Genomic DNA, 21050 nt, shown 5'->3' with positions numbered 1-21050 from the left:
TAGGGCACGGCAGGGCTTGTTCAGGGTACCAGGCCGCAGTGGTAACGATTGGGTTACTCGGTGGTAGCGCCCTCTCGGCGGAGCAAGTTGCTGTAGGCCGAAGTGGCTTCTTCGAAGATATCGACTACGCATTGCTCCAATTGGGAAGTGTCCAGCACCTCAAAGGCCAAGAAGGGCACACGGCGCCTAACGTTCATTGCACCGATACGCATGATCTTTTCGCGGGGAATAGATTCATAGCTTGCGGCCATCTGGAGGTATGCCTTAGCAATAGCCCTAGCCAAGTCTCCATTTCCGCCGAGCCGGGGCCGTTCCATGATCGCTACAACTTGATCTTCACCCAGCTGATTGCTGAGCTCTCGACCCAATGTCGCCTCCCGCCACCAAAGTTTCCTAAACACGTTTCGGTCAGACCCTAACCAGCGTTCATAAGTAGGGTTCTTGTCCTTGTTGGGGTACCGCCATTTAGCGACGTCGGGGAGGAGTACAAGCGTGATGAAGTTCCAGACGTCTTCGGAGGCAGCTTCAGCAGGAAGAATCGACAAACCGTCGTCTAGAATTCCAGCGGCTGCCCGGTCAAAAACTGACTTGTGAGCGCCAGCAATTGGCAAATCTGGGAATCCTAGGGTCGTGGCCATGGCAACGATTTGTTGACGGACGGGACCTAGACCCTTGTGGTCAATTGCCTTCGTAGGATCGTAGAAATACTGCATTTCATGAGTAGTTCCGCAGTGGCTAGTTGTTTCACGAACAGTCAAGGGCAGAATTTTGCGAATGATTGCTAAGCTGTGTGCTCTGCTTAACCGTGGGTAGTAAATCGCTATGTGTGTCATTGTGCATTCCTAAATACAAGAGCTTGAGCAGCAGCCGTTAAGGCGTTTGGCCGTTCGTTGAAACTTTCAGGGTCTTGACCTGGGAAGAGGCTGTCAAAAAGTGATTTGATTGACTCGCCTAGTGAACCTTCATCTTCGGCAGTAAGATCCTTAAGATCGGAGGCATGCTTGGATCCGTGTAGCAGCAGTTGGCTAATTACATCTGCTTCTAAGAATTGGTGCCACATTATCGACTCGCGGCTATCTGGTTTAGTAAGCATCAATTTGGATATGGAGTTTCCAGAGTTGATGTATACCAATATCGCTGCTTGCGCAGGAGCGAATAGACTCCCTGTGAATTCTACTCTCCACATTGCATCCGGAGAGTGGATCCCCGCTTTCTTGAAGTCCAAGGGGGCAATAGCGAAACGGGCGCCCTCACCTTCGAGTGCTATCGATTGCCGGTTGCTTTGCCAAAGGATCGAACCTGGGAGAGTGGCAGTGATTGCATCTTTCGTGTCCCGTGCTCCAGATTTGAGAAAGACGACCACGTGAACTTCCAGCTCACCACCCAGGATAGTTCCTGGGAGTTCTAGGTGAAGCTCGTTGAACCCGTCCTTCAAAGACTTGATCATCTGACTTCCACGCTGTTTGGTCCCGCTTGAAAACCAAACGAGTGCAACTCCTAGTTCTACGCCTGTGTGTTCGACGTCTGAGAATCCGCATTGTTTTCGAATCTCTTCAAGCTCTACTTCGAGACCCAACGTGCAGGCGACTGTACTGTAGTAACTGAATGGCTCGTCGGTATTTCTCTTTTCGAGGTGCTCGCCATCGATTGAAAAATCCCAGTTAGAAATGTGGAAGCAGCTATCTGAAGGTAATGGATATCCGAGACTAAGCGGGTTAGACATCTTGGTTCTCCATCTCCTGCGGGGCAATTTCAAAGTCGAACGTGACGCCGAGAGCCGAGTTGGCTGGCTGTAAGAAACAGGCTGAAACTTCGTGTTTTCCCGGAGCAAAAGTTAAATCCATCAAGCGATGAGCAGTTTGTGAATCTTCCCATCCCAAGAATTCCGGTGCCTGCAGCCCAGCTTCAATCAATTCTTTTGCACTAATCTTTCCGCGGTCAGAGTCGAGATATGGGCGAGGGAAGACCCGATAATTTGAACCACCCGTGGGAACAGAGATCTCGCAGTTGAACGTTGCTTCAATATTGTCACCTGCCCGTTTAAGTGCAATTAAGCGTGCTTGCACATTAGGTTTTGAGCCGGAGAGTGCTGGAGGTTTGGCGCCTGAAAGAGCTGGTTTGGTTCGAGGGGTGCGGAGGTCAGTGCCACCTCGGGCGTTAGCAATTGAAGAGCCGAGGCGAGAGGACAGTCTGGTTAAAGATGCGAAATTTTCTGCATCGCTCGTTGAATTTCCATTTCTGCCTTCGTCTGAAAGGAGTGATTTCAAACGAGTAAAAAATACCCGAACAGGATTTGATCTAGTCTTTGCGTTAGCACCCCAGAAGCGTTCTAAGACGTTGGGGTCATGGGATGAAGTTTGGTGATTCCACTCGTGGTGGGCGGCAGGTTCACTTCGCGCGAAGACTTCGTCTGCATCGGGATCCGCGATGAACACTCCACAATAGTTCGCGCCACTCAGCGGTCGAGGGCCCTTATAATATTCAACGACCATTCGAGGGTTTCGCATCGTCGCAATATGGTTGGAAATCTCTTTGCCGATTACTGTTTTATCTTCTGGGATAGCCTTCGCTAGGTTAATGACTGCGAGGTTCCCAAGCTTCTTCTTCTTGGGCCTCTCAGTAAACACTTCGGCAACCCGGTGTCGAAACGTTGAGGTCCATACATTTTGAGAAGAGCCCAGCTCTATCTCGAGTGCTTCCTCGTACATGTCTACGAAGTGCTTGAGCGCTGGGTCTTCAAGAGGATTTGGAATCTCTATATCCTCCCCGTTGCAAGTGACGCTAAAATCAATAGGGTCCATTCCAGTTTCAACAGGAATCATATGCGGCCAAGCCCATCGCGTCAGTGAGCGAGCAATCGACGTTAAACCTTGCTCAGGCGTCTCATTAAAATTCGGATTCAACACAGCGATGCAGGTGCCGGTGGGGCGTTCTTCTGAAAAATGGTCGGACATTCCCAGTATCGAAGCGAGAGAGTCGGCTGCATCCCCTGTAAGTGGATCTGCGTATTCAGTAATGTTTGCTTGAGATCGCTCGATCTTGCGCAAACCCCACCAATGCCGTCCGGTATAGGGGACGTTGTCGATATCAAAGCTATCCCCGTTGGCCATGGCAATGAATCTATTCACTGGCTGGCCAATTTCATCTGTGGTGCGAGTATAAACGAGCACCGTACTTACTTCGCTAATGATGAAGAAAACGCCTTTGCCGAACCCATATGTTCCGCCGGCTAGTTCCTTGGAGTTGCTCCGTCCAATATTTCGAACAAAAGATACAAAGTCTGCCGCGCCATCAGACGATGACGCGGCAGTCGACGGCCCGCGAAGACCGTTCGTACCTGAGTCTGAAACAAGTAGTAGGCTCATTGAATCGCGCTTGAGCGCAGTCCCAAGTCTTTCTAGGCCAAGAGTCGAAGAACCAAAAATTTCGTTCCGGAGGACGGCTATTTCGTTCGGATTGAGCTCAGTGAAGTTGATCTGAAAAGAAACGCCGTCTTCGTCGGACGTTCTGTCTCTTGCGTCCCAGCTATTTTGTAGAGACTCGCGAGTGAACATATCCCAAATATCGAGGGATTGACCCTTCATTGTCTGGGTGAACGAGTTGGCGTACGTTGCCCCCTGCGCGGAGATTGGCTGCTTGTGATGGAAAAGACTCATCGGTTCAGATCGCTTTCTGAAATGTGATCAACATGCTTCTTATAACCTGGGATGCTTTCGGGTGAAGAGAGTTCTAGAACATAGCTCAACTGCTTAATACGACTGTCTATGTTGGCACCTTTCACACGCGGGAAATCTTCAACTACTTCAAATTCGAAAGCTTCTAAGGGGGTGAAATTTAAAAACTCGGAAGAGAACCCGTCGGGAATGGGGTATTCCAAATCTTGAAATTTCTCAATGAGTCTATCGATGTGCGAAGGTAGTCGTTGCTGCAATAAGTCGAATGCGATCGGCAATGAAAACGTGCCTGACGGGTCAAGCCGATATCGTCGAACTACTAGCAATAAGGCTTTCTCGCTGAGGCGCTCCAGCTGTTTCGCGCCGTGTATTTTGATGCGCAGCTCGTTCGAGCTGCCGGTGGCTTTACACTCTAGCGATTTGGAATCGAGTTCAAAATCATGAGGCGAGCGGTTCGGACCAACCCAATACTCTAGTGCGGCTGGGCCATTAAGTTCGACTAGTTTGAGTAAGACTTCTAGTTCGCAGAGCAAACCCATTTGTTCTTCTGGACTCAAGCGACGCTCGGTGGGAAAATTCTTTTCGAAAAGCTGTCTCCATTTGTGCAGCATTAAGAAGACATGGTCTGCTTCAATGGAGCCTGAACTGACTACGTCATGCATGTACTCGTCTACAAATATGTAGAAAATGCTTGAAAATTTCAAACTGTGCAGTGCGAGTCTTATTGTTGGTTTTCCATCGGAGCGTAGCCGAATAATTTGTATAGCTTTACTCCGTGTATCGTTGCGCAGATTTGAGTAGACGCGCTCATCGACAGGGATCACTAAACCAATACTGTTTTTTTCAGAATCGAAAAATGCCCTTAGCTCGCCGTTCGGAAAATACAAACCTAATCGGAGCTGGGTTTCACCCTGGTAATTTCCGTGTAGCGTTTGCTCACGGATCTCACTGAAAAACTGTGAACTTTTCGGGATTCTATTCACTAGCGTTTTCCTCTTGGAGAAAGAGTTCATGCTGCTCTTCCTCTTGCTCGGCGTAGATATCCATTAGCTCTTCATCTGGTTGGAGAGCGCTCACATAGTCAAAGGTATGCTCAACCTTTGCAGCGCGAGGGAAGAAGATACCAACTCCAATCATATGATCAACGGCTTCTAGATCCTTGCGGTTGGAGGAGGTCGTGGAGGAATCCTTGTCAATGGCGTAAATCGCAATGTGGCCGACGTCTTGGCCGACATGATTTTCGTGGTAGTCAATCAGGATGCTTTCCCGGCTTGCCGAGCTGTTGGCAATGTCTTCCTTCAGCTGGTTTTCAATCTCAGGGGTCTTGTTGAAATCGTTCAATCTGTCGAGAGAACCGACCAAGCTTTTGATGTTGGCTGTCTGCCCAGAATCACGTGTTTGCGTGCGCCGAATCAATCCAAGTGCGTTAGATAGCCCAATGTCTATAGTATTGAGTCCTTCGGTATCAGTTCGGCCAAAGAACGATACGCTCCATTCTCGAATCGACCCCTCCTTTTCACCTTGAATATAGCCTGCCATCTTCTTCCCGGCATCACGCCCAATCACGGAATCTTCGTGGAACTGGTAAGTGTCTAGAAAGTCGAGAATGATGTCGGTACTGACGCTGCGGAAAACTTGAGTGCCATTCTTCTTCGACAAAGTTGGTGCGCCGGACTGGAGAATTTGTGCTGAAAGTCCACGAGCAGCCTCGAGGTTCTGCGCTAGCCATTCCTCATTCTTATGGTGGAAAAGAATGGTTTGGACGCGCTGTCCGCTAAACGAGAGGCTAACTTCTCGGACTTCCTGGGCCTTTGCTCGACTGGTGATTTCCAAGTAGGGGCTAGTCCTAATCTTTGCTTGGTAATCCATGGGGGTGATGTTTCCACTTGCATACTGGGCAAGTTCTTGGCGCAGGTCTGCTTCGACTCCAGCCAAATCCCGGAACCAAGAAAGCAATTCGTCGGTCATCCAAATCCGAGTGAGGTCCGCATATCCAAATCGGAAACCAAACCAGCGTCCCATCTGCAACAACGTATCGTACGCGCTTGAATTTCGGACAAAGTAACTGACTGACAACCCCTCCAGAGTGAGTCCGCGGGCCAAGGTATTTCCACCGACTGCAATGACCGTGTTTGGCGCATCATCACGGTACGCGAGCCGCTCGGTCGACTTTTGATTGTCCGTGACAACCTGGATGGCGTTGAGTACAGAGCTGATGTGGGATTTTACATCGTCAAAGACCGCGGGTTGCAGCCCAAATAGATCCGGATCGACAGCATTTGACTCGTTTTCCCAAATTTCTTGGAATTTCGAATGGTTTGCACCGCTTTCGAAATCTTTTGTGGTGCGATCTAAAACTTCACGAATAAGTTTAGCGGTATTTTCATGAACAACAGTTCGGACGGAAGTGTGTACGAGCATTGAACTGTGCTTGTTACCTTGACCACGCGAAAGCCGAGCGGCCGAAGCAAGAATGAACCAGTTGATTGCGTCACAGAGGCTTTCCGGAACATAAAGGTCCCATTCATCCTGAGGTGATCGTGCGCTCGGTTGTAGAGCTTTTGACTCTTCAGCTGGGATAGTTCGCGTGATAGGCAGACCGTCATCCACCTCTTCATCAGATTCTCCGGAGAGTAATTCACGCCCGAAAATAGATTCGGTTCCAAAGTATCCGTCTGGTTTCGGTAATACATGGATGAAATCTCTGGGATAAAGATCCTCAAGGTCATTCGGATTAATCAGAATATTTGCAAACGGCGTTGCGGTGTATGCGACATAAGCAACTTTTGGAAGACTCACAAGCCTCCGGATTTGCGCATTGATTGTAGATTGTTCGTTCTTCGCGCGGTTACTGATATTAATTGATGCTTGGTCAGCTTCGTCATCAATAATGAGGATGGGGCAATTCTTAGCTGCCATTTCCCCGCTGATCAAGAAATGATTGAGTTTTTTGAGAACCGTTCCGTTCTTTTTGACCACCGCGATCACTCGGTTTTCGGTGGTAGACAATAGGGTGCTGGCATTGCGAGCATGAACGTTACTGAAATCTTGATCAGCACTAGTGAGATTGTGCCATTGAGGAGTGACATTTATGAGATCTTGCTCGATGCGAACTTGGGTTTGTTTTCGCAGATTGTTCGTAATTCCGGTGAGAATAATGAAAAATTTGTACCCGACGTCCGCGGCTTTGGCGATAAGAGAAAGAAAGTTAGTGGTTTTTCCACTCTGCACATAGCCAAGGACTAGCCCGCGCCTATTAATGTTCGATTCGCCTGGCGGGCGCAAAGATCCGAGTATTTCAGTTGAAGCTATGTCGATGGAGTCGAGGGCGGTTGGCCCCAATTTCGCTCTGATCGATTCGCTTACAACCGGCCAGTACTTATCGGATTCTTTCGGTCCCAAGTACCAACGACCGGTTTGCTTCTCTGTGTTCACCATCGAAACCAGATTATTTCGCTGATAAAGCAAGTCGTTTTCTGCGCTATACCTTTTGACTGCTGCCTCAATGTATTCAGCTGGTATAGGCTGCGCCCATGGTGATGCTGGGTGGGCTAGTGCATGCTCAGCATCATTTAGGCTCAGGCCAAGTCGAAGTTTTTCTTCGAGCTCCTGATATACATAATCAAGATCTTTGGGATCTAATTCAGTGTTCATCATAGTTCCTACTGCCGTTTCCAATGTTTAGAATTCTATTATGAGCGTTCTCTGATCTTAAGGTAGAAGCTACGCAAATATCGGATGAAATACCCGCTACCCTCGGGGGCATGAGCGAAGTTATCGAGTTCAGCCCAGACGGCCATCCCGTGGATTCTCGCGGGCAGGAAATCGATTTGCCCACAGATCTCCTCCAGACAGCGCGGGACGCCCGCAAGGTGGAGGTGTTCACCGGCGCGGGGATGAGCAAGGACTCCGGGTTAGATACGTTCCGCGATGCGCAGACAGGCATCTGGTCCAGGGTGGATCCCCTAGCCATGGCCAGCGTGGATTCTTGGGCAAAGGATCCTGAACCCATGCTTGCTTGGTACCTGTGGCGGGGGACGCTGTGTCAGAGAGCGCAGCCAAATGATGGGCACCGGGCGGTGGCACGCTGGGGGGACAAGGGTGGCGTCGAATTGCATGTGACCACGCAAAACATCGATGACCTGCACGAAAGGGCCTTCGATGACCTCGGGCTGACCCGGCCGGATATCGCACATCTACATGGCAGCCTGTTTGCGTACCGTTGCTCCATCTGCGAGAAGCCGGCTCGCAGCCCGGAATTGCCGGAGGAGCAGGTGGAGCGGGTGACGCCGAAGGAGTGCTCGTTGTGCGGGAATCCAGTGCGCCCGGGTGTGGTGTGGTTTGGGGAGCCGCTGCCGTACGATGAATGGGAGCAAGCGGAAGACGCGATGAGCTCGGCCGACCTGGTGGTGATTGTGGGCACGTCTGGGGTGGTGTGGCCTGCGGCTGGGTTGCCGAATATCGCTGCGGAGAATGGCAAGCTGATCGTGGAAATCAGCCCGGAGAGAACAGATCTGACGGATATATGCACGTGGTCCTTGCGAACGACGGCAGCAATCGGCCTTCCCCCGATTGTTGACGCGCTCGGGGAGGAACAATCCGCCCAACTAGCGGAGTAGGCGCTCCAACTGCTCTTGGTACATCGCTGGCAAACAGCCTGCGTCGACTGCCTTGCGAGCCAGTTCTTTGTCGCCCATCTTGGCGCGGAACGCCTCGCCCATCGTCACGCCGTGGTCAGGAGCCGGACCGAAACTGATCGCATCACCGGGAGAGATCTCGCCGGGGCGTACCACCCGGAAATAGCACCCGGGCTGGGCGCGCTGAGTAAAAGTTTTCATCCAGCCCTTTTGCTCCAACCACGCGCCGAACGTGCGGCATGGCTGACGGGCAACGGATACCTCCAACACAGCGGAACCCACGAACACCTGCTGGTTGATAATCACGGAAGCCCAATCCACACCGACAGTGGTGAGATTGTCACCGAACGCACCATCGGGCAACGTTTTGCCTAGCTCGGACTCCCAGAAATCCAGCTCTTCGCGAGCCATCGCGTACACGGCCTTCTGCGCGCCACCGTGATGCTTGGAATCACCCACCACATCTCCGCGCACCCCGGAACCATCGCCGTAATTGGGGCCGGGAGTGAAAACGGAGATACCAGCGCATGGCTTCTTATCTATGCCACTGACGCGGTCGGCTCCGGCCGGATCTGGCTGGGGAGCAGCCACGTTGGTGCTCAGCACGCGCGGTGCGCCTGCCTTGCTGGGGTTGGTTGGTGCGGGCTCAGTAGCCATAGCCGCCACCATACGTGGGGTTCGGCGACTGGTAACCCGGGGTGACTACCGCGCCAGTGTTCGGATCATAGGCCAAGCCGGTGGAGGGCTCGATGGGGTAGCCAGTGATCGGGTCGTACTTCTGCCCGCCGCCATTGGCGCCACCTGCACCTGCACTTGTTCCGGAGCCACCGCCAGCCGAGCCCGCACCTGCGCCTGAACCTGCCGGTGCAGCAGCTTCGCCAGCGCCCTCGAAGGCCTCGAACTCATCCTTATCCACCCGGCCCATCACGCGAGGACCGAAGTGCTCAGGCTCAGGATCGGGCTCGGGAGTCACCTCGAGCGCACCATCCGCCGGTGGGAAGGCCACGAACGGCTTCAGCGGTGGGAGTGGCGGAAGTGCTGGCTGCGCGAACATCTGACGCTCCAACTCCGGAGCCATGGACTCCGCAAAGGTATTGGTGAAGTGGTGAGCATCGCGGTAGACGTTCATGTTGCCGATGATGGACGGGCACCAGCCATCGCGGCAGAAAGCGTTGGTGAGGTCGATGGTGCGCACATCAAGACCCGCGTAGGCCTCTTCCTGCGGGCTCACCGGCAAGAGGGATTCCTCCACCGCGGAGCCACATACGCTGTTGATTGTGGTGATTTCCTCCAGCGTGGGGGCGTCCTCGTTCTCTACTCCGGGGAAATCGGAACCGTCGTAAGACTCATCCCCGTTGCCCTCGAACGTCCCCTCCATCATCTCCATCACACAGGAGCGCTGGTTGAACTGGCCAACCATGGGGAAACGGTAGGTCTGCCACGGGCTATCTCGCACCAAGTAGGAGAAGATTCCGGCGTCGGAGAAGCGCTTCACGATGTCCACATACTCTGCGGGCACCATCTCCGGGCCGTTGCCGATGTGATCGGAAGGTCGCGTGCCGGTCATGAAAATGCCCTCGGTGGGAGGGTTTTCCAGGATGTAATCCATCACTTCAGCGGACCACTCGCGGCACGATGGGTAATCCTCACCCGTCCACAGCGGAACGGTGGAACCCACCGGGCAACCCATCTTCAGCAAAGGCTGAACCTTGATGCCCTGGTGCTTACCGATCCGGTCCATTGCCGGCATGTACTGCTCGGAGTGAGATCCGCCGATCACGTACAACGTGCGGTCAGAGTTCACATCGCCATATGCGCACTCTTCGTCAGAGTTGTTGTAATCCTTGTGCGTCACCACCACGGCTGGTTCAAACCCGATCTGGCAGCCATCCGGTTGGGTGGCAGGAAGCAGGGCCTCGAAATCCTCCAAAGGCGGAATCAGCGGCTGGCCCTCCGGTGTGGGGGCATCCGCCAAGAATGACTCCGCACCGGGGTAGATGGACCGATCCTCGGACTGCGCCATCAGCGCATCCGTATTCGCCCGCGCCTGGCGGTCCAAAATAGGAGGGCTGGCCAGCACAAACGCCGCCAAGCCCACGATGAGCAGCGCGCCCACGGTCTTGGGCCACACCTGGAAAGAATTCTTGACGTACTGCGGATCGGAGACAACCCAGCTGCGAGCAGGCTTGCCATCCTGACGCAGCGGCTTTTCCACCAACTTGGTGGTTAGCCACGCCAGCAGCAGGCTGAAGGCAATCACCGCGATGCCGACCAGCGGATTCACCATGGTTCCGCTCACGCCACTTTCGGCGCCAGCAGTGCGATTGGCATGGGTTCGCTGCCCCATCCAAGCCACCGCCAGCACCAGGATTGGCCAATGCCACAGGTACAGCGCATAGGAGATCCGCCCCAAGAACTGGAAAGGCTTGGACTCCAGCAAGCGGGTGACTCCCTTGGGCTCACCACCCGTTCCGGCGATCACCACCAGGGCCGCGCCCAACAGCGGGATCAGCGTCCATGGACCGGGGAATTGCGACGCGCCATCCAAGAACAAGCCAGTACAAATAATGGCAGCCAGACCCACGATGCCCATCACCCAGCGCGCAGCAGTGGGAATAGCGGGGATCGCAGCGGTGCCGTCCTCCCGCTTGCGCAGCAGCCACAAACCCACCAGGCCGCCCAATCCCACTTCCCAGAAGCGGGTGAAAGTGGAGTAGTAATTCAGAGCTTGATCATGCTGATTCAACCACGCGGCATAGCCGAAGGAGCCAGCCGTAGCAGCCGCCAGGACAACCGCCATCGCGGGTTGAGCGTGGCGTCGAAAAATATGGGCAATCAGCACCACGACCAGCAAGGATGCCAAGTAAATCTGCATCTGCGCGGACATCGACCACAGGTGCTGGAAAGGGCTCACCGAGTTGCGAACATTGGTGTACTCGCGGCCGGAATACGCCAGTTCCCAGTTGATGAAATACCCGAGTGCTGCCGCCGCATCCTTGGCCGTGTTCACGTGATGGAGCTTGCTGAGCACAAAGAAACTGGCAGCCAGGCTCACCGCAATCACCGTGGCCAGCAGCGGGAAAAGCCGCCGAACGATGCGCAAGAAGGACTGCACCAGCGTGAGGCCCTCGGGGTTGCGGGCGTTCTTCAGCTGCGTGGAGAAAAAGAATATGCCACCGAGCAGCAAGAACACGTCCACACCTGCGGAAACCTTGCCCACAAAGACGTGGAACACAACCACCAGGGCAATCGCTAAACCGCGAAGCCCCTCAATATCTGTTCGGAAACCTGTCCGAGCTGCGTTCGCCATAACGTCCTACATCGTAGGCTGTTAACGCACGCAAAACGAACAGACACCCAGCCCGCAGGAAAAAGCCCGCCCTGCACGTACCGGAGCAAAACATGGCAAAGATCCTCGTGATTCATCATTCCCCCACGCCCGCCACCCGTGCGCTCAGTGATTTTGTTCTCGACGCCGCCCGCGCCGCAGCAGACATGGTCAACGAACTACTGCCAGCGGACCAGCGCGCGCAGCAGGGGATTGAGATTGAAGAAGTTAATGCCTTGGAGCCGGATGTGGAACAACTGCGGGAAGCGGCCGGGGTGATCTTTGGAACGACCGCGAACTTCGGGTACATCTCCGGAGCGCTCAAACACTACTTCGATTCCACTTTTTACGCGGTAGGTGAGGATTTGCACGGCATTCCCATGAGCTGGTGGATCCGCGGGGGATACGACACCACCGGCGCGGCCAAGGCCATGCGCAGCATAACCACTGGCTACGGCTTCTCACCGTGCGCCGAACCGGTGGAGTTCACGGGCGAAATTGAGCCCCACCACGGGGAACTTGAGGAGATGGCTCAAGCGGTGGTGGGGCGGGTGGCGTCTTAAATTAACGCCTGATGCGGAAGCAACCGGGGGGGCTACGTGGAATTTGGGTTACTTGGAATCAGAAACGGCGTACGCAGCGCCGGCAGTTGCGGCCGTGACGGCCAGAACTGCAGGCCAAGAGCCCAGCTTCTTGGCCAGCGGATGGGAGAGGCCGAAAGCCCCCACGTAACCAGCGGTCAGGCCAGCAGCAGCGGCGGGGCCGACCTTCGCGTTCCATGAACGAGCGGCGTAACCACCAGCAGCGGCGAGGATGACTCCGCCGAGTGGGCGGATGCCGGTTTCGCGGGCGGTGAGCCACCCACCGAGGAGACCGGTGGCGACCACGGCAGCGGTATTGACTTCTTTGGCGGACTTGAGTGAGATGCTGGAATTGCTCATGGAATCCACCTTAGCCGTCCCTGAGGGATCTGGGCTGGGAGTTTGCTGCTTGGTTGCTGGCGGTTGCTGCGGGTTTAGGGGCGGTCGGGGGCACTGGTCGCGTCGCAGGTAACGGACGCGAAGGGCGCAGGTAGGGGTGATCCTAAAATAAGAATAAGATGAGATGTTTGAATGGAGCTAGTAACCTATTCACCAGCAAATAATCAATCGATGGGAGACGGGCGCGGTGGTTGAAGCAATCTCGACAGATAATCACACCGTCACTACTCGATTGACACAACTGTGGGACATTGAAGTTCCGATCATCGGCGCGCCGATGGCTGGACGTTCGGGTGGCGAACTTGCTGCCGCAGTGTCCCGAGCAGGCGGCTTGGGAATGTTCGGGGTGGGGTCTAACGCCACTCCGGAATGGATCGCCGAAAACGCGCGCATCGCCCGCGAGGGTATCCAGCGTGGCCAGCGGAAATCTGGCGAGAGCGTGGCGCGCAAGATGCTCGGCCGCGGGGATTCCAGTGGCGTTACGCTGGGCAGTGGCTCCCAGGCTGGGGATCTGGAACTGGGAAACTTTGGCATCGGCGTGATGGTCTGGGACCTGGAAGATAAGCCCGAAGTCTGGCAAGCCGTGCTGGACGCGCGCCCAAAGGTGATCAGCCTGGGATTCGGCGACGCTGCCAATTATGTAGAGCAGGCACATGACCTGGGAATTTCCGTGGTCGCGCCCGTGAACGATGTCTCGCAGGTGAAGCAGGCGCTGGCCGCAGAAGTAGACGTGATCTGCATTCAGGGAACTGACGCAGGCGGACATACCGGCCGGATGGGCACCATGCCGCTGATGCAGATCATTCTGGATTACCTGATGCGCGCTGCTCCTGGTGTGCCAGCTGCGGTGGCTGGTGGCATTGGGGCTGGGCGCGGAGTGGCCGCAGCCCTGGCAGCAGGTGCGGATGCCGCGTGGATCGGCACCGCTTTGCTGGGGAGCCCGGAGGCATTGGGTTCTGAGGAGCTGCGGTCAGCAGCTATCCAGGCTAGTGGCCGGGCGACCATCCTGACTGATATTTACGACCGCGCCGAACAGGTCGGCTGGGATTCTGTGAAATGGCCCACACGTACAGTTTCCAATGGATTTACTGACGTGTACGCGGAGCTTTCTGAGCGCGGCGATGTCACGGATCAGGAGCTCATCGCGGCTCGCGGCCCGGGCGGGGAATTCGAGAGCGATTTGAAGCTTCACGCAGGTGAGGGCATTGAATTGCTGGTTTCTGAGCAGCCCGCCGAAGAGGTAATCCGGCAAATGAATGAAGAGGCGTGGATCCTGCTGAACCGCACTCGGCAGAAGGTTTAAACTGGGCAAAATTTTGCACACAGGGAGCTGCTTAGAGACTCCCAGGAAACTCAAAGGTGCATTCTTTTGTTGGAAGTGTATGTATTTTCGGTATACTTACTTCCATGGATACTCTAATTCTTGCAGCTGGCGATAACGCCACTCCCGCACTCGGTTTCATTGGTTGGATCATCATCGGCGGTCTCGCCGGATGGATCGGTTCTAAGATCATGGGCACCGACGCCCAGATGGGCCTCCTGGCCAACATCATCGTCGGTATCATCGGTGGCTTCCTCGGTGGCTTCCTGTTCACCCTCATCGGCCTGTCCAGCGGTGGCTGGATCTTCAGCTTCATCACCTGCTTGATCGGTGCATGTCTCTTGCTGTGGATCTTCAAGCTGGTTACCGGTCGTCGTTAATCACTTTCCCCTCACCACGAGCTAAAGACCCAGCAGAAATGCTGGGTCTTTTCTTATGCCGAGACGCGCGGTTAGAGCCGGTTATCGGTGACCCAGCGGCTCAAACTATGACGATTGGTGTGCTGGGTCTTGCGCAAGATGTTGGAGACGTGAGTTTCCACCGTCTTCACGCTGATGAACAGCTTTCCGGCCATCTCCTTGTAGGTGTATCCGCGGGCGAGCAGGCGCAGCACTTCGCGTTCCCTGCGGGTGAGCTCGTCAAGCAGATTCTCGCCTTCCTGCACCTCGGCCACCTCATCCGCTGGGACGCCACGTTTGCGCAGGTCATCGGCTGTCGCGACGGAATTGTCTTGAGCCGTTGCGCCGGGGTCAGCGCCGGTGGAACCTGGGTGCGGTTGAGGGGTGTTCGTAGGTGTGGATGCGGCGGGCTGGGAACTGAAGGCGTCGAGAACATAGCCGGCCAGGCGGGGAGAAAAGACAGCGTCGCCGGCATGAATGCGTCGGATCGCGTCCACCAATTCCTCGCTGCGGATGGATTTGGTGACATACCCGCGCGCGCCGCCCCGGATGAGCGCGATCACGTCCTCCGCAGAATCGGAGACGCTCAAGCACAGATACTGAGCGGTGGACGAGGAATCCATGCCCGCGCGCAGCACTGCCAAACCCCCACCATCGGGCATGTGGACATCCAAGAGAACTACATCTGGTTGGCTTGCCTCAATGCCGGCGGTAGCCTCCTGCACAGATCCCGCGTCGCCCACCACATCCACGACGCCTGCACCGACCGTCATGAGCTCGGACCGGACCCCTGCGCGAAACATGGAATGATCGTCCACCAAGAAGACGCGGATGGGGCCATCGGGAAGAGCAGTCATGGCGAGGCAGAACTCCTAAAAACTATTGAGCTGTAAAACGCTGAGCGGGAAGGGTCAGGATGACTTCCGTTCCGCTGGAATCGGAGTCAATTTCCACGCTACCGCCAGCGCGTTCCATCCGCCCCATAATTGACTGTCGCACGCCCTGTCTATCCGCAGGGATTGAATCGAGGGAAAAACCGGGGCCGCGATCTCGCACAAAGAGCTGGATATCGCCGGATTCATCTTCTGCGTCCAGGAACACGTTGATCTCATCGCAATGGGAATGTTTCGCGGCGTTCACCATTGCCTCGCGACCAGCCAGAACCAGCGCCAGGGAGGCATCATCTGTGGGCCGATCCGCACCAATCAATACAGGTCGGACACGAATCCCGTAGTGATCCTCCACCTCACCGCAGGCAACGCGCACCGCGCCGAGCAGGGTTTCCGGAGCCACAGATTCTTCAGTCCCAAACAGCCATTGCCGCAGCTGACGCTCCTGGCTGCGCGCCAGGGTCACAGTCTGCGGCTCCTGAGAGTTCTTTTGAATCATGGTCAGGGTCTGCAGAACGGAATCGTGAATGCGGCTGGCAATCTCCGCCCGCTCTGCCTCCGCGGCGCGTTCCATCGCGGACTTATTGGCCATGGTCCACAGCCGCAGCCACAACGGAACCAGAACCACCACAAACCCCACGATGAGCAGCAAGGATGCCAGCAGAGCCCAGCCCATGATCGAGGTATTGGACAGCTGGGAATCCTGAAAACTCAACACAGCGATGGTGCCACCCAGCCCCAAGATCAGCAGCACCACACCGCCGACGAGACTGGCCAAGTGCAACCATCGATTCTTGTGGGTGCCTTGGGAGTCCCGGAAACCGAAGGTCTGCCACACCAAGAGCACACCGAGAGTGGCCACGATGAGACCCACCATGACAGGCGCGGTACCAGCAGTAATGGTGGTTCCCAAGACGAGCAACAACAGACCCAGTGCGAGGAAGACCCAATCCTCGGACTTCCGGGGCCGATTAATCGAGTCCAAGCCTTGGACTCCCGGCGCGCCCTCGACTGCTCTCCTGTGAGCAACGGAGGAAAGGGCTTGGGAGGTGACGGGTTTGGCGTCGGTAAAAATCCATAGGCCAATATAGAGAGGCACCGCGAGGCCGGGGGAGATGAGCATGATGGCGAACGCGAGGCGAACCCAGCGCAGATCCACCCCGAGGTGAGCCGCCAAACCCGTGCAGACGCCGCCGATCATGCGGTTTTCCCGGACTCGGAAGAACTCCGGATACGCGGTCGGAGGCACGGTGGCAGCTGCGCGACGCGCCCATGGCCAAGAGCCACGAGAGGAGGAAGTGGGGGAGCCGGTCATATTAATAGTGTGCCAGCTGGGGGCATCGGGGAGAATCGGGGTTTACCCTGAAAAAGCGGGATCAGGGGAATTCCCCGATGTGCGGGCGGGCGAGGAAAGCGAGACTGAGAAGCATGATGAACAACAGGTATCCAGATGGCTCGCTCGGCAATGACAACAATCAATACGGCAGTGCGTTCCCCGTTAACAATGTGGACGTGGCTCGGAAGAGTAATTTCAGTCTCTCCGAGATGTGGCGCACCCGGCCGGTGCGAATCCCCTCCTCGCAAAAGTCCGGGGCGTGGCTTGGAGGTGTGGCTGAGGGAATCGGCGTGCGCTACCAGGTCTCGCCGCTGTTGATCCGCTTTGTGTTCCTGGCCCTGTGCTTCTTCTCCGGGCTGGGAATTCTGCTGTACTTCGGTTTGCTGCTGGTGCTGCCGCGCTACACCGTGCCGCTGAGCCCGATCGAGGCCATGGTCAAGGGCATCAAGGACAAGCGCTATTCCCAGGATGTGAACTTGGGTTGGGTCATTGTGATCTTGGTGGGGCTGAGTGTTTTCCCCATTGGGTCGGCCTATAGTTCGCTGGATTGGACCGGGGTTGTGGTGGCAGCGCTGGTGGCCTTCTTGCTGCACCAGCGAGAGCCAGTGCCTTATAAGGACTTCTATGCCGGGGCGTATGCTGCGGATTTTGCTGGGCAAGATTCCGGGCAATTCGCAGGTCAGCCCTACACGGACAACGCGGCGGGCGCCCCTCTGCAAGCGGCCAGCACCCCACACACGGTGAACCCGCCGCTCAACGGGGACAACGAACAGACCTACGTTGCAGCGCCCGGTTTTGAGCAGCATCACGCCAGGCAAGTTCCGCCCAGCTGGGACCCCTTGGGCACGGCGCCCTTCGCCTGGCACTTGCCGGATCCTGATGAAGGCGACGCCATGTATGGCGCCTCCGCGTACTCCGGGGAGGGCAAGCGGAAGCGTGGCTGGGGCACGGCGGTGCGCATTTTCGTAGCCACCGCGGTGGCGGCCGTAGCGCTGAGTGTGTTCGCAGCCTTCGGTTTCCTTGTCTTCATTGAACCCAGCGACAGCGACGATCCGACGAAGAATACGCTCACCCAGACCGATAGGGTTCTCAATCCGCAGGTCAGCTATGCAGAACTGGACTACGCATTGTCTACAGGTGTGATCAACTTCAACCGCTTAGATGGCGCATCGGGTGTGTTGAAGGACGATGGGCAGCAGAAGGTGGAGATCAATGCACAGCTCTCTGACGTGGAGCTGGTCATTCCAGAGGACACCTCGGGTGGTTCCTACCGGGTGGTCGTGGAATGTCGAACCTCGGTGATGTCCGATACTCCCTGCACTGGTGCCGACGAGTACATCGTCCGAGGCGAGAAGGACAGCAGCGCGAACCTGCCTACGGTGAATGTGGGACTGGATTCCACGTTGAGCTCCATCATGGTGACCCGCGGGGAGCATGCCGAGCCGGTTGACGCGAGCTAACCGAACTCCGCCGCCGGATCCTCCGGCCACTTGTGCTTCGGGTAGCGCCCCCGCATATCTTTACGCACTCCCTGATACGGCCCGGCCCAGAAACTCTGCAGGTCATCGGTCACCGCCAGCGGCCTGCCCGCGGGTGAGAGCAAGTGAAACTGCACGGGCACACTAGCGATCTCCGGCGAGCTGAACAGCCCGAACGCATCCTGCAGCTTCGTTGCCACCACTGGCGGGCCCGCCTCATCAACCGGAGGATAGGTGATCTTCGCCCGCCGCCCGCTGGGTAGCTCTACGTGCTCGGGCGCCAACTCATCAATGGGCTGATTCCACGGCAGTACTCCCCGCAGCAAGCCAGCGATATCCGGCGTGCGCCCAGCCACCAGGTCCTCGGCGGCGAAACTGCTCACCTCCTCCGGCAGCTCGCCCGAGACATCCGGATAGCCCTCCACTCCCTGCCGATGCAGGAACTGCACCCTCTTGAGCAGCGATGATGCCCCCTGACTCATCGGAATCGCGGACGCCCCATGCTCTGCCAACGCCTCCCGTACGGCAAGGTGCGCCTCTTCCTTGGTGGCCTGCGCCGGGGCTTGGGACATCAGAATCGCGCCCAGCTGCCGCACCTCCCGGGCCTTGATCTTGCGTGTGTCGGGATCGTACGTGGCCGTTCTTTTCTTTTCGACGCCACCTCCTGCCCACACCGCAATCTCCTCCGGAATCCACACCGCGCTGCGCACGCGAGCCCCGGTGCCATCCCGGGTATGGGCACGGGCAATATCTGCCACGGCACACCACTGGGATTCTCCTCCATTGCCGGAGGGCTGGCCTGTTGCCAGCAGCTCTCTGCTCAGTTGTGCACCCGTGCCACCGACGGTGAGTACGCGATCCGTCAATTCCCCAGTGGCAGCCACCACGCGCCGGGCAATGAGCTGCGGAAAACAGCAGGCCACGGTCAATCCAATGGCGGTGTCCGTGCTCATGGCGGCAGTGAAATCCCGGGCAGCATCCGGAGAGATCTCCGGGAGCAGATTCTCCAAAGCGCGGCGTGAACGATGTTGCTCCACGATCCTGCGCATGCGGCGTACACCCTGGTCTTGCGAGCGGAGGGATTTCACCTGCCTGATGAGGGGAGTGGATGGGTCCGGGGTGGCGTCGAGAAGAAAGAGAACCTTGGCAACCAAATCCACATCCACCAAGCGCGAGGCCAGCAACCCACCACGGGCCAAATGAGGATCCACGGGCATGCCGGCCAGAACAGTTCCTAACTGCGTGACCTGCCCAAAAGGGTGCGAATCGGTGGGGGCAGTGAGCGCGCCGAGGCGAACGAGTGCCTCGGTGGCCGCGCGGGCGGGCAGTTCGGGGAAACTATCGGGGAGGGGAAGATCCACGCCGCCTGGCGCTCCCCATACGGCGCAATCCAACAGGGCGCTGGTGAGGTCGGAGGTGAGAATGGCCGGGGGAGAAAACGCGGAAAGGTGCGACCACTGCTCCGCGGTGAGGCAGCGGAACACCTGGCCTGGGCCTTCGCGGCCCGCACGACCGGCGCGTTGGATGGTGGATGCGCGGCTGGCGGACTCCGTGACCAGCTGAGACATCCCGCGGGAGGAATCCTGGCGGGAGACGCGCGAGAGGCAGGAATCCACCACTACTCGCACCCCGGGGACGGTGAGGGAGGACTCGGCCACATCGGTGGCGATGATGACTCGGCGGGTGGGGGCGTCAAACTCGCGCACGGGTGCAATTACGCGTGACTGTGCAGCGGGCGAGAGGCTGCCATGCAGCGGCAGCGCAGAAATGTGGAAATTTCCAATTATGTGCCCGTTTAGCCTCTCTGCCAGCAGTTCCGTGCCGCGGATGGTGGGTACGAAGGCCAGGAGATCGCCGGGGGATGGCGAGTCCGAATCCGTGGCCTCGAGGGCCTCGACGATCCGCCGGAACACGAAGTCCTCCACCGAGCCAGTCGCGCCGGGGCGAGCGAGGGGATCGCGCTGTGCAATGGAATGCTCGCTGGTGGAATGATGAATTTCCAGCGGATGGATGGGGTTTGGGACATCCACAATGGGCGCGTTCAGCGCGGTGGCGAAGCGTTGGGCGTCCACGGTGGCGGACATGGCCACCACAACCAGGTCTTCGCGAAGTTCGCGGAGTTGAGCCAGCATGCCAAAAATGAGGTCTGATTCCACGTGACGCTCGTGGATTTCATCGATGATGATTGCGCCCACTCCGGGGAGGTCTGGGTCGCGCAAAAGTCGGCGTAACAGCACGCCAGAGGTCATAAACTCAATTTCTGTTTCTGCATTTGTCTGCAATTCCCCGCGTATCGTGTAGCCAACCGTGCTCCCTAAATTCCAGCCGTAAAGTTCCGCTAAACGGGTGGCTGCAGCGCGTGCGGCGATGCGTCGAGGCTGAGTGACGAGGACCCGGGGAGTGAGCTGGGCAGCGGTATCCTGCTGGTTTTCGGTAGAAGAAAACTGGGAAAATTGCTGGTCACGGAGGAATTCGCGGGTGTAGATAGGTGCCAGGGTGGTCTTGCCGGTTCCTGGAGGGGCCTGAACCACCGCGGTGCGATGCTGTGAAAGCGCCGAAAGAAATGCCTCTTTACCTGCAAAAAAGGGGAGATCAGCCATCAATTCTGAGGGGCGTAATACGCTGCGGGCTGTCCGACATCCCCGGTAGCTGGCGGGGTGCTGTGAGCAATGAGCCAGTAGATGGACAGGGCCACGACAGTCATCATGATCGCGAAAATGAACAGGATTCGCAGGAAGAACGCGGAATTGTGGGGAGTGCTCTCATCAGTATCAATGGGCAGGTCAACCGCGTTTTCGGGAGTAGCATCGGCGCGCTCTGCCAGGGAAATCGGGGAGCCATCAGGATAGAGGAAGCCACCGCGCTCAGGGATGGTAGCGCGGAACGTGCCAAGGTCTTGGTCTTCTAGCATCGGGTCCTCTTTCCATGATGCATGCTTTGGATTTTCAAGATTAGCAGCTGATGTCCGAAATCCAGACACTAATAATGCACAGCCATGAAAAACATGC

The 21050-nt window shown here is 56.7% G+C and carries 17 protein-coding genes; 5 read left to right on the top strand and 12 right to left on the bottom strand.

From position 1 onward, the window contains the following. Positions 1 to 53: 53 nt before the first annotated feature. From IRY30_RS00165 to IRY30_RS00145, 5 genes are all read right to left on the bottom strand, one after another. The gene (locus tag IRY30_RS00165) at positions 54 to 638 is read right to left on the bottom strand and encodes a hypothetical protein (RefSeq protein WP_194555413.1); all 585 of its coding nucleotides are present in this window, start codon (positions 636 to 638) and stop codon (positions 54 to 56) included. Between the two features lie 191 nt (positions 639 to 829). Next, positions 830 to 1723 (bottom strand): hypothetical protein, encoded by an 894-nt coding sequence (locus IRY30_RS00160; RefSeq protein WP_194555412.1) that lies wholly within the window; start codon positions 1721 to 1723, stop codon positions 830 to 832. Next, positions 1716 to 3656 (bottom strand): hypothetical protein, encoded by a 1941-nt coding sequence (locus tag IRY30_RS00155; RefSeq protein ID WP_194555411.1) that lies wholly within the window; start codon positions 3654 to 3656, stop codon positions 1716 to 1718. Before IRY30_RS00155 ends, IRY30_RS00160 begins: the two co-directional genes overlap by 8 nt. Further along, positions 3653 to 4657, bottom strand: coding sequence for a PD-(D/E)XK motif protein (locus IRY30_RS00150; RefSeq protein WP_194555410.1), 1005 nt, complete (start codon positions 4655 to 4657; stop codon positions 3653 to 3655). The genes IRY30_RS00155 and IRY30_RS00150 overlap by 4 nt, the downstream gene beginning before the upstream one ends. After that, complete coding sequence (locus tag IRY30_RS00145; RefSeq protein ID WP_194555409.1) at positions 4650 to 7331, bottom strand: Z1 domain-containing protein; 2682 nt, start codon at positions 7329 to 7331, stop codon at positions 4650 to 4652. The genes IRY30_RS00150 and IRY30_RS00145 overlap by 8 nt, the downstream gene beginning before the upstream one ends. A 107-nt stretch (positions 7332 to 7438) precedes the next feature. Between IRY30_RS00145 and IRY30_RS00140 the strand changes: the two genes are divergently transcribed. Continuing rightward, positions 7439 to 8293, top strand: a complete 855-nt coding sequence (locus IRY30_RS00140) for an NAD-dependent deacylase (protein WP_194555408.1) — start codon at positions 7439 to 7441, stop codon at positions 8291 to 8293. Here IRY30_RS00140 and IRY30_RS00135 read toward each other — a convergent pair. Both IRY30_RS00135 and IRY30_RS00130 read right to left on the bottom strand, forming a co-directional pair. Next, positions 8282 to 8968 carry an MOSC domain-containing protein gene (locus IRY30_RS00135; protein ID WP_194555407.1) on the bottom strand — a complete coding sequence of 229 codons (687 nt, stop codon included), beginning with the start codon at positions 8966 to 8968 and terminating at the stop codon, positions 8282 to 8284. The genes IRY30_RS00140 and IRY30_RS00135 overlap by 12 nt on opposite strands. Beyond that, positions 8958 to 11621: an acyltransferase family protein gene (locus IRY30_RS00130; protein WP_194555406.1), complete on the bottom strand. Its 2664-nt coding sequence runs from the start codon at positions 11619 to 11621 to the stop codon at positions 8958 to 8960. Before IRY30_RS00130 ends, IRY30_RS00135 begins: the two co-directional genes overlap by 11 nt. Before the next feature lie 92 nt (positions 11622 to 11713). Here IRY30_RS00130 and IRY30_RS00125 point away from each other — a divergent pair, with 92 nt between their 5' ends. Then, positions 11714 to 12202 carry an NAD(P)H-dependent oxidoreductase gene (locus tag IRY30_RS00125; RefSeq protein ID WP_194555405.1) on the top strand — a complete coding sequence of 163 codons (489 nt, stop codon included), beginning with the start codon at positions 11714 to 11716 and terminating at the stop codon, positions 12200 to 12202. A 48-nt stretch (positions 12203 to 12250) separates the two neighbouring features. Here the strand turns inward: IRY30_RS00125 and IRY30_RS00120 are convergent, their stop codons facing one another. Further along, a complete protein-coding gene (locus IRY30_RS00120) occupies positions 12251 to 12580 on the bottom strand; it encodes a hypothetical protein (protein ID WP_194555404.1) in 330 nt (109 codons plus the stop codon). A 226-nt stretch (positions 12581 to 12806) separates the two neighbouring features. Between IRY30_RS00120 and IRY30_RS00115 the strand changes: the two genes are divergently transcribed. Both IRY30_RS00115 and IRY30_RS00110 read left to right on the top strand, forming a co-directional pair. After that, positions 12807 to 13922, top strand: a complete 1116-nt coding sequence (locus IRY30_RS00115) for an NAD(P)H-dependent flavin oxidoreductase (RefSeq protein WP_309826235.1) — start codon at positions 12807 to 12809, stop codon at positions 13920 to 13922. A 104-nt stretch (positions 13923 to 14026) separates the two neighbouring features. Then, entirely contained in the window at positions 14027 to 14320 is a 294-nt protein-coding gene (locus IRY30_RS00110; RefSeq protein ID WP_194555403.1) for a GlsB/YeaQ/YmgE family stress response membrane protein, read from the top strand. A gap of 71 nt (positions 14321 to 14391) precedes the next feature. On the opposite strand, the gene IRY30_RS00105 is transcribed toward IRY30_RS00110, so the two are convergent. After that, positions 14392 to 15171 (bottom strand): response regulator, encoded by a 780-nt coding sequence (locus IRY30_RS00105; protein ID WP_194556473.1) that lies wholly within the window; start codon positions 15169 to 15171, stop codon positions 14392 to 14394. Positions 15172 to 15217: 46 nt separating this feature from the next. Continuing rightward, on the bottom strand, positions 15218 to 16543 hold the full coding sequence (locus tag IRY30_RS00100; RefSeq protein ID WP_194555402.1) for an ATP-binding protein: 1326 nt from the start codon (positions 16541 to 16543) through the stop codon (positions 15218 to 15220). Positions 16544 to 16656: 113 nt separating this feature from the next. Between IRY30_RS00100 and IRY30_RS00095 the strand changes: the two genes are divergently transcribed. After that, positions 16657 to 18024: a PspC domain-containing protein gene (locus IRY30_RS00095; protein WP_194555401.1), complete on the top strand. Its 1368-nt coding sequence runs from the start codon at positions 16657 to 16659 to the stop codon at positions 18022 to 18024. Here IRY30_RS00095 and IRY30_RS00090 read toward each other — a convergent pair. Together IRY30_RS00090 and IRY30_RS00085 are read right to left on the bottom strand one after the other, a co-directional pair. Next, the gene (locus IRY30_RS00090) at positions 18021 to 20642 is read right to left on the bottom strand and encodes an ATP-dependent helicase C-terminal domain-containing protein (RefSeq protein WP_194555400.1); all 2622 of its coding nucleotides are present in this window, start codon (positions 20640 to 20642) and stop codon (positions 18021 to 18023) included. The two genes, IRY30_RS00095 and IRY30_RS00090, sit on opposite strands and share 4 nt — an antisense overlap. After that, on the bottom strand, positions 20642 to 20953 hold the full coding sequence (locus tag IRY30_RS00085) for a hypothetical protein (protein WP_194555399.1): 312 nt from the start codon (positions 20951 to 20953) through the stop codon (positions 20642 to 20644). Before IRY30_RS00085 ends, IRY30_RS00090 begins: the two co-directional genes overlap by 1 nt. Positions 20954 to 21050 lie beyond the last annotated feature (97 nt).

The sequence above is a fragment of the Corynebacterium suicordis DSM 45110 genome (assembly GCF_015351405.1).
In the GTDB taxonomy this organism is placed as follows: Bacteria; Actinomycetota; Actinomycetes; order Mycobacteriales; family Mycobacteriaceae; genus Corynebacterium; species Corynebacterium suicordis.
Note: the sequence above shows the minus strand (reverse complement) of the source record. Positions and strands in the feature narration are given on the sequence as shown.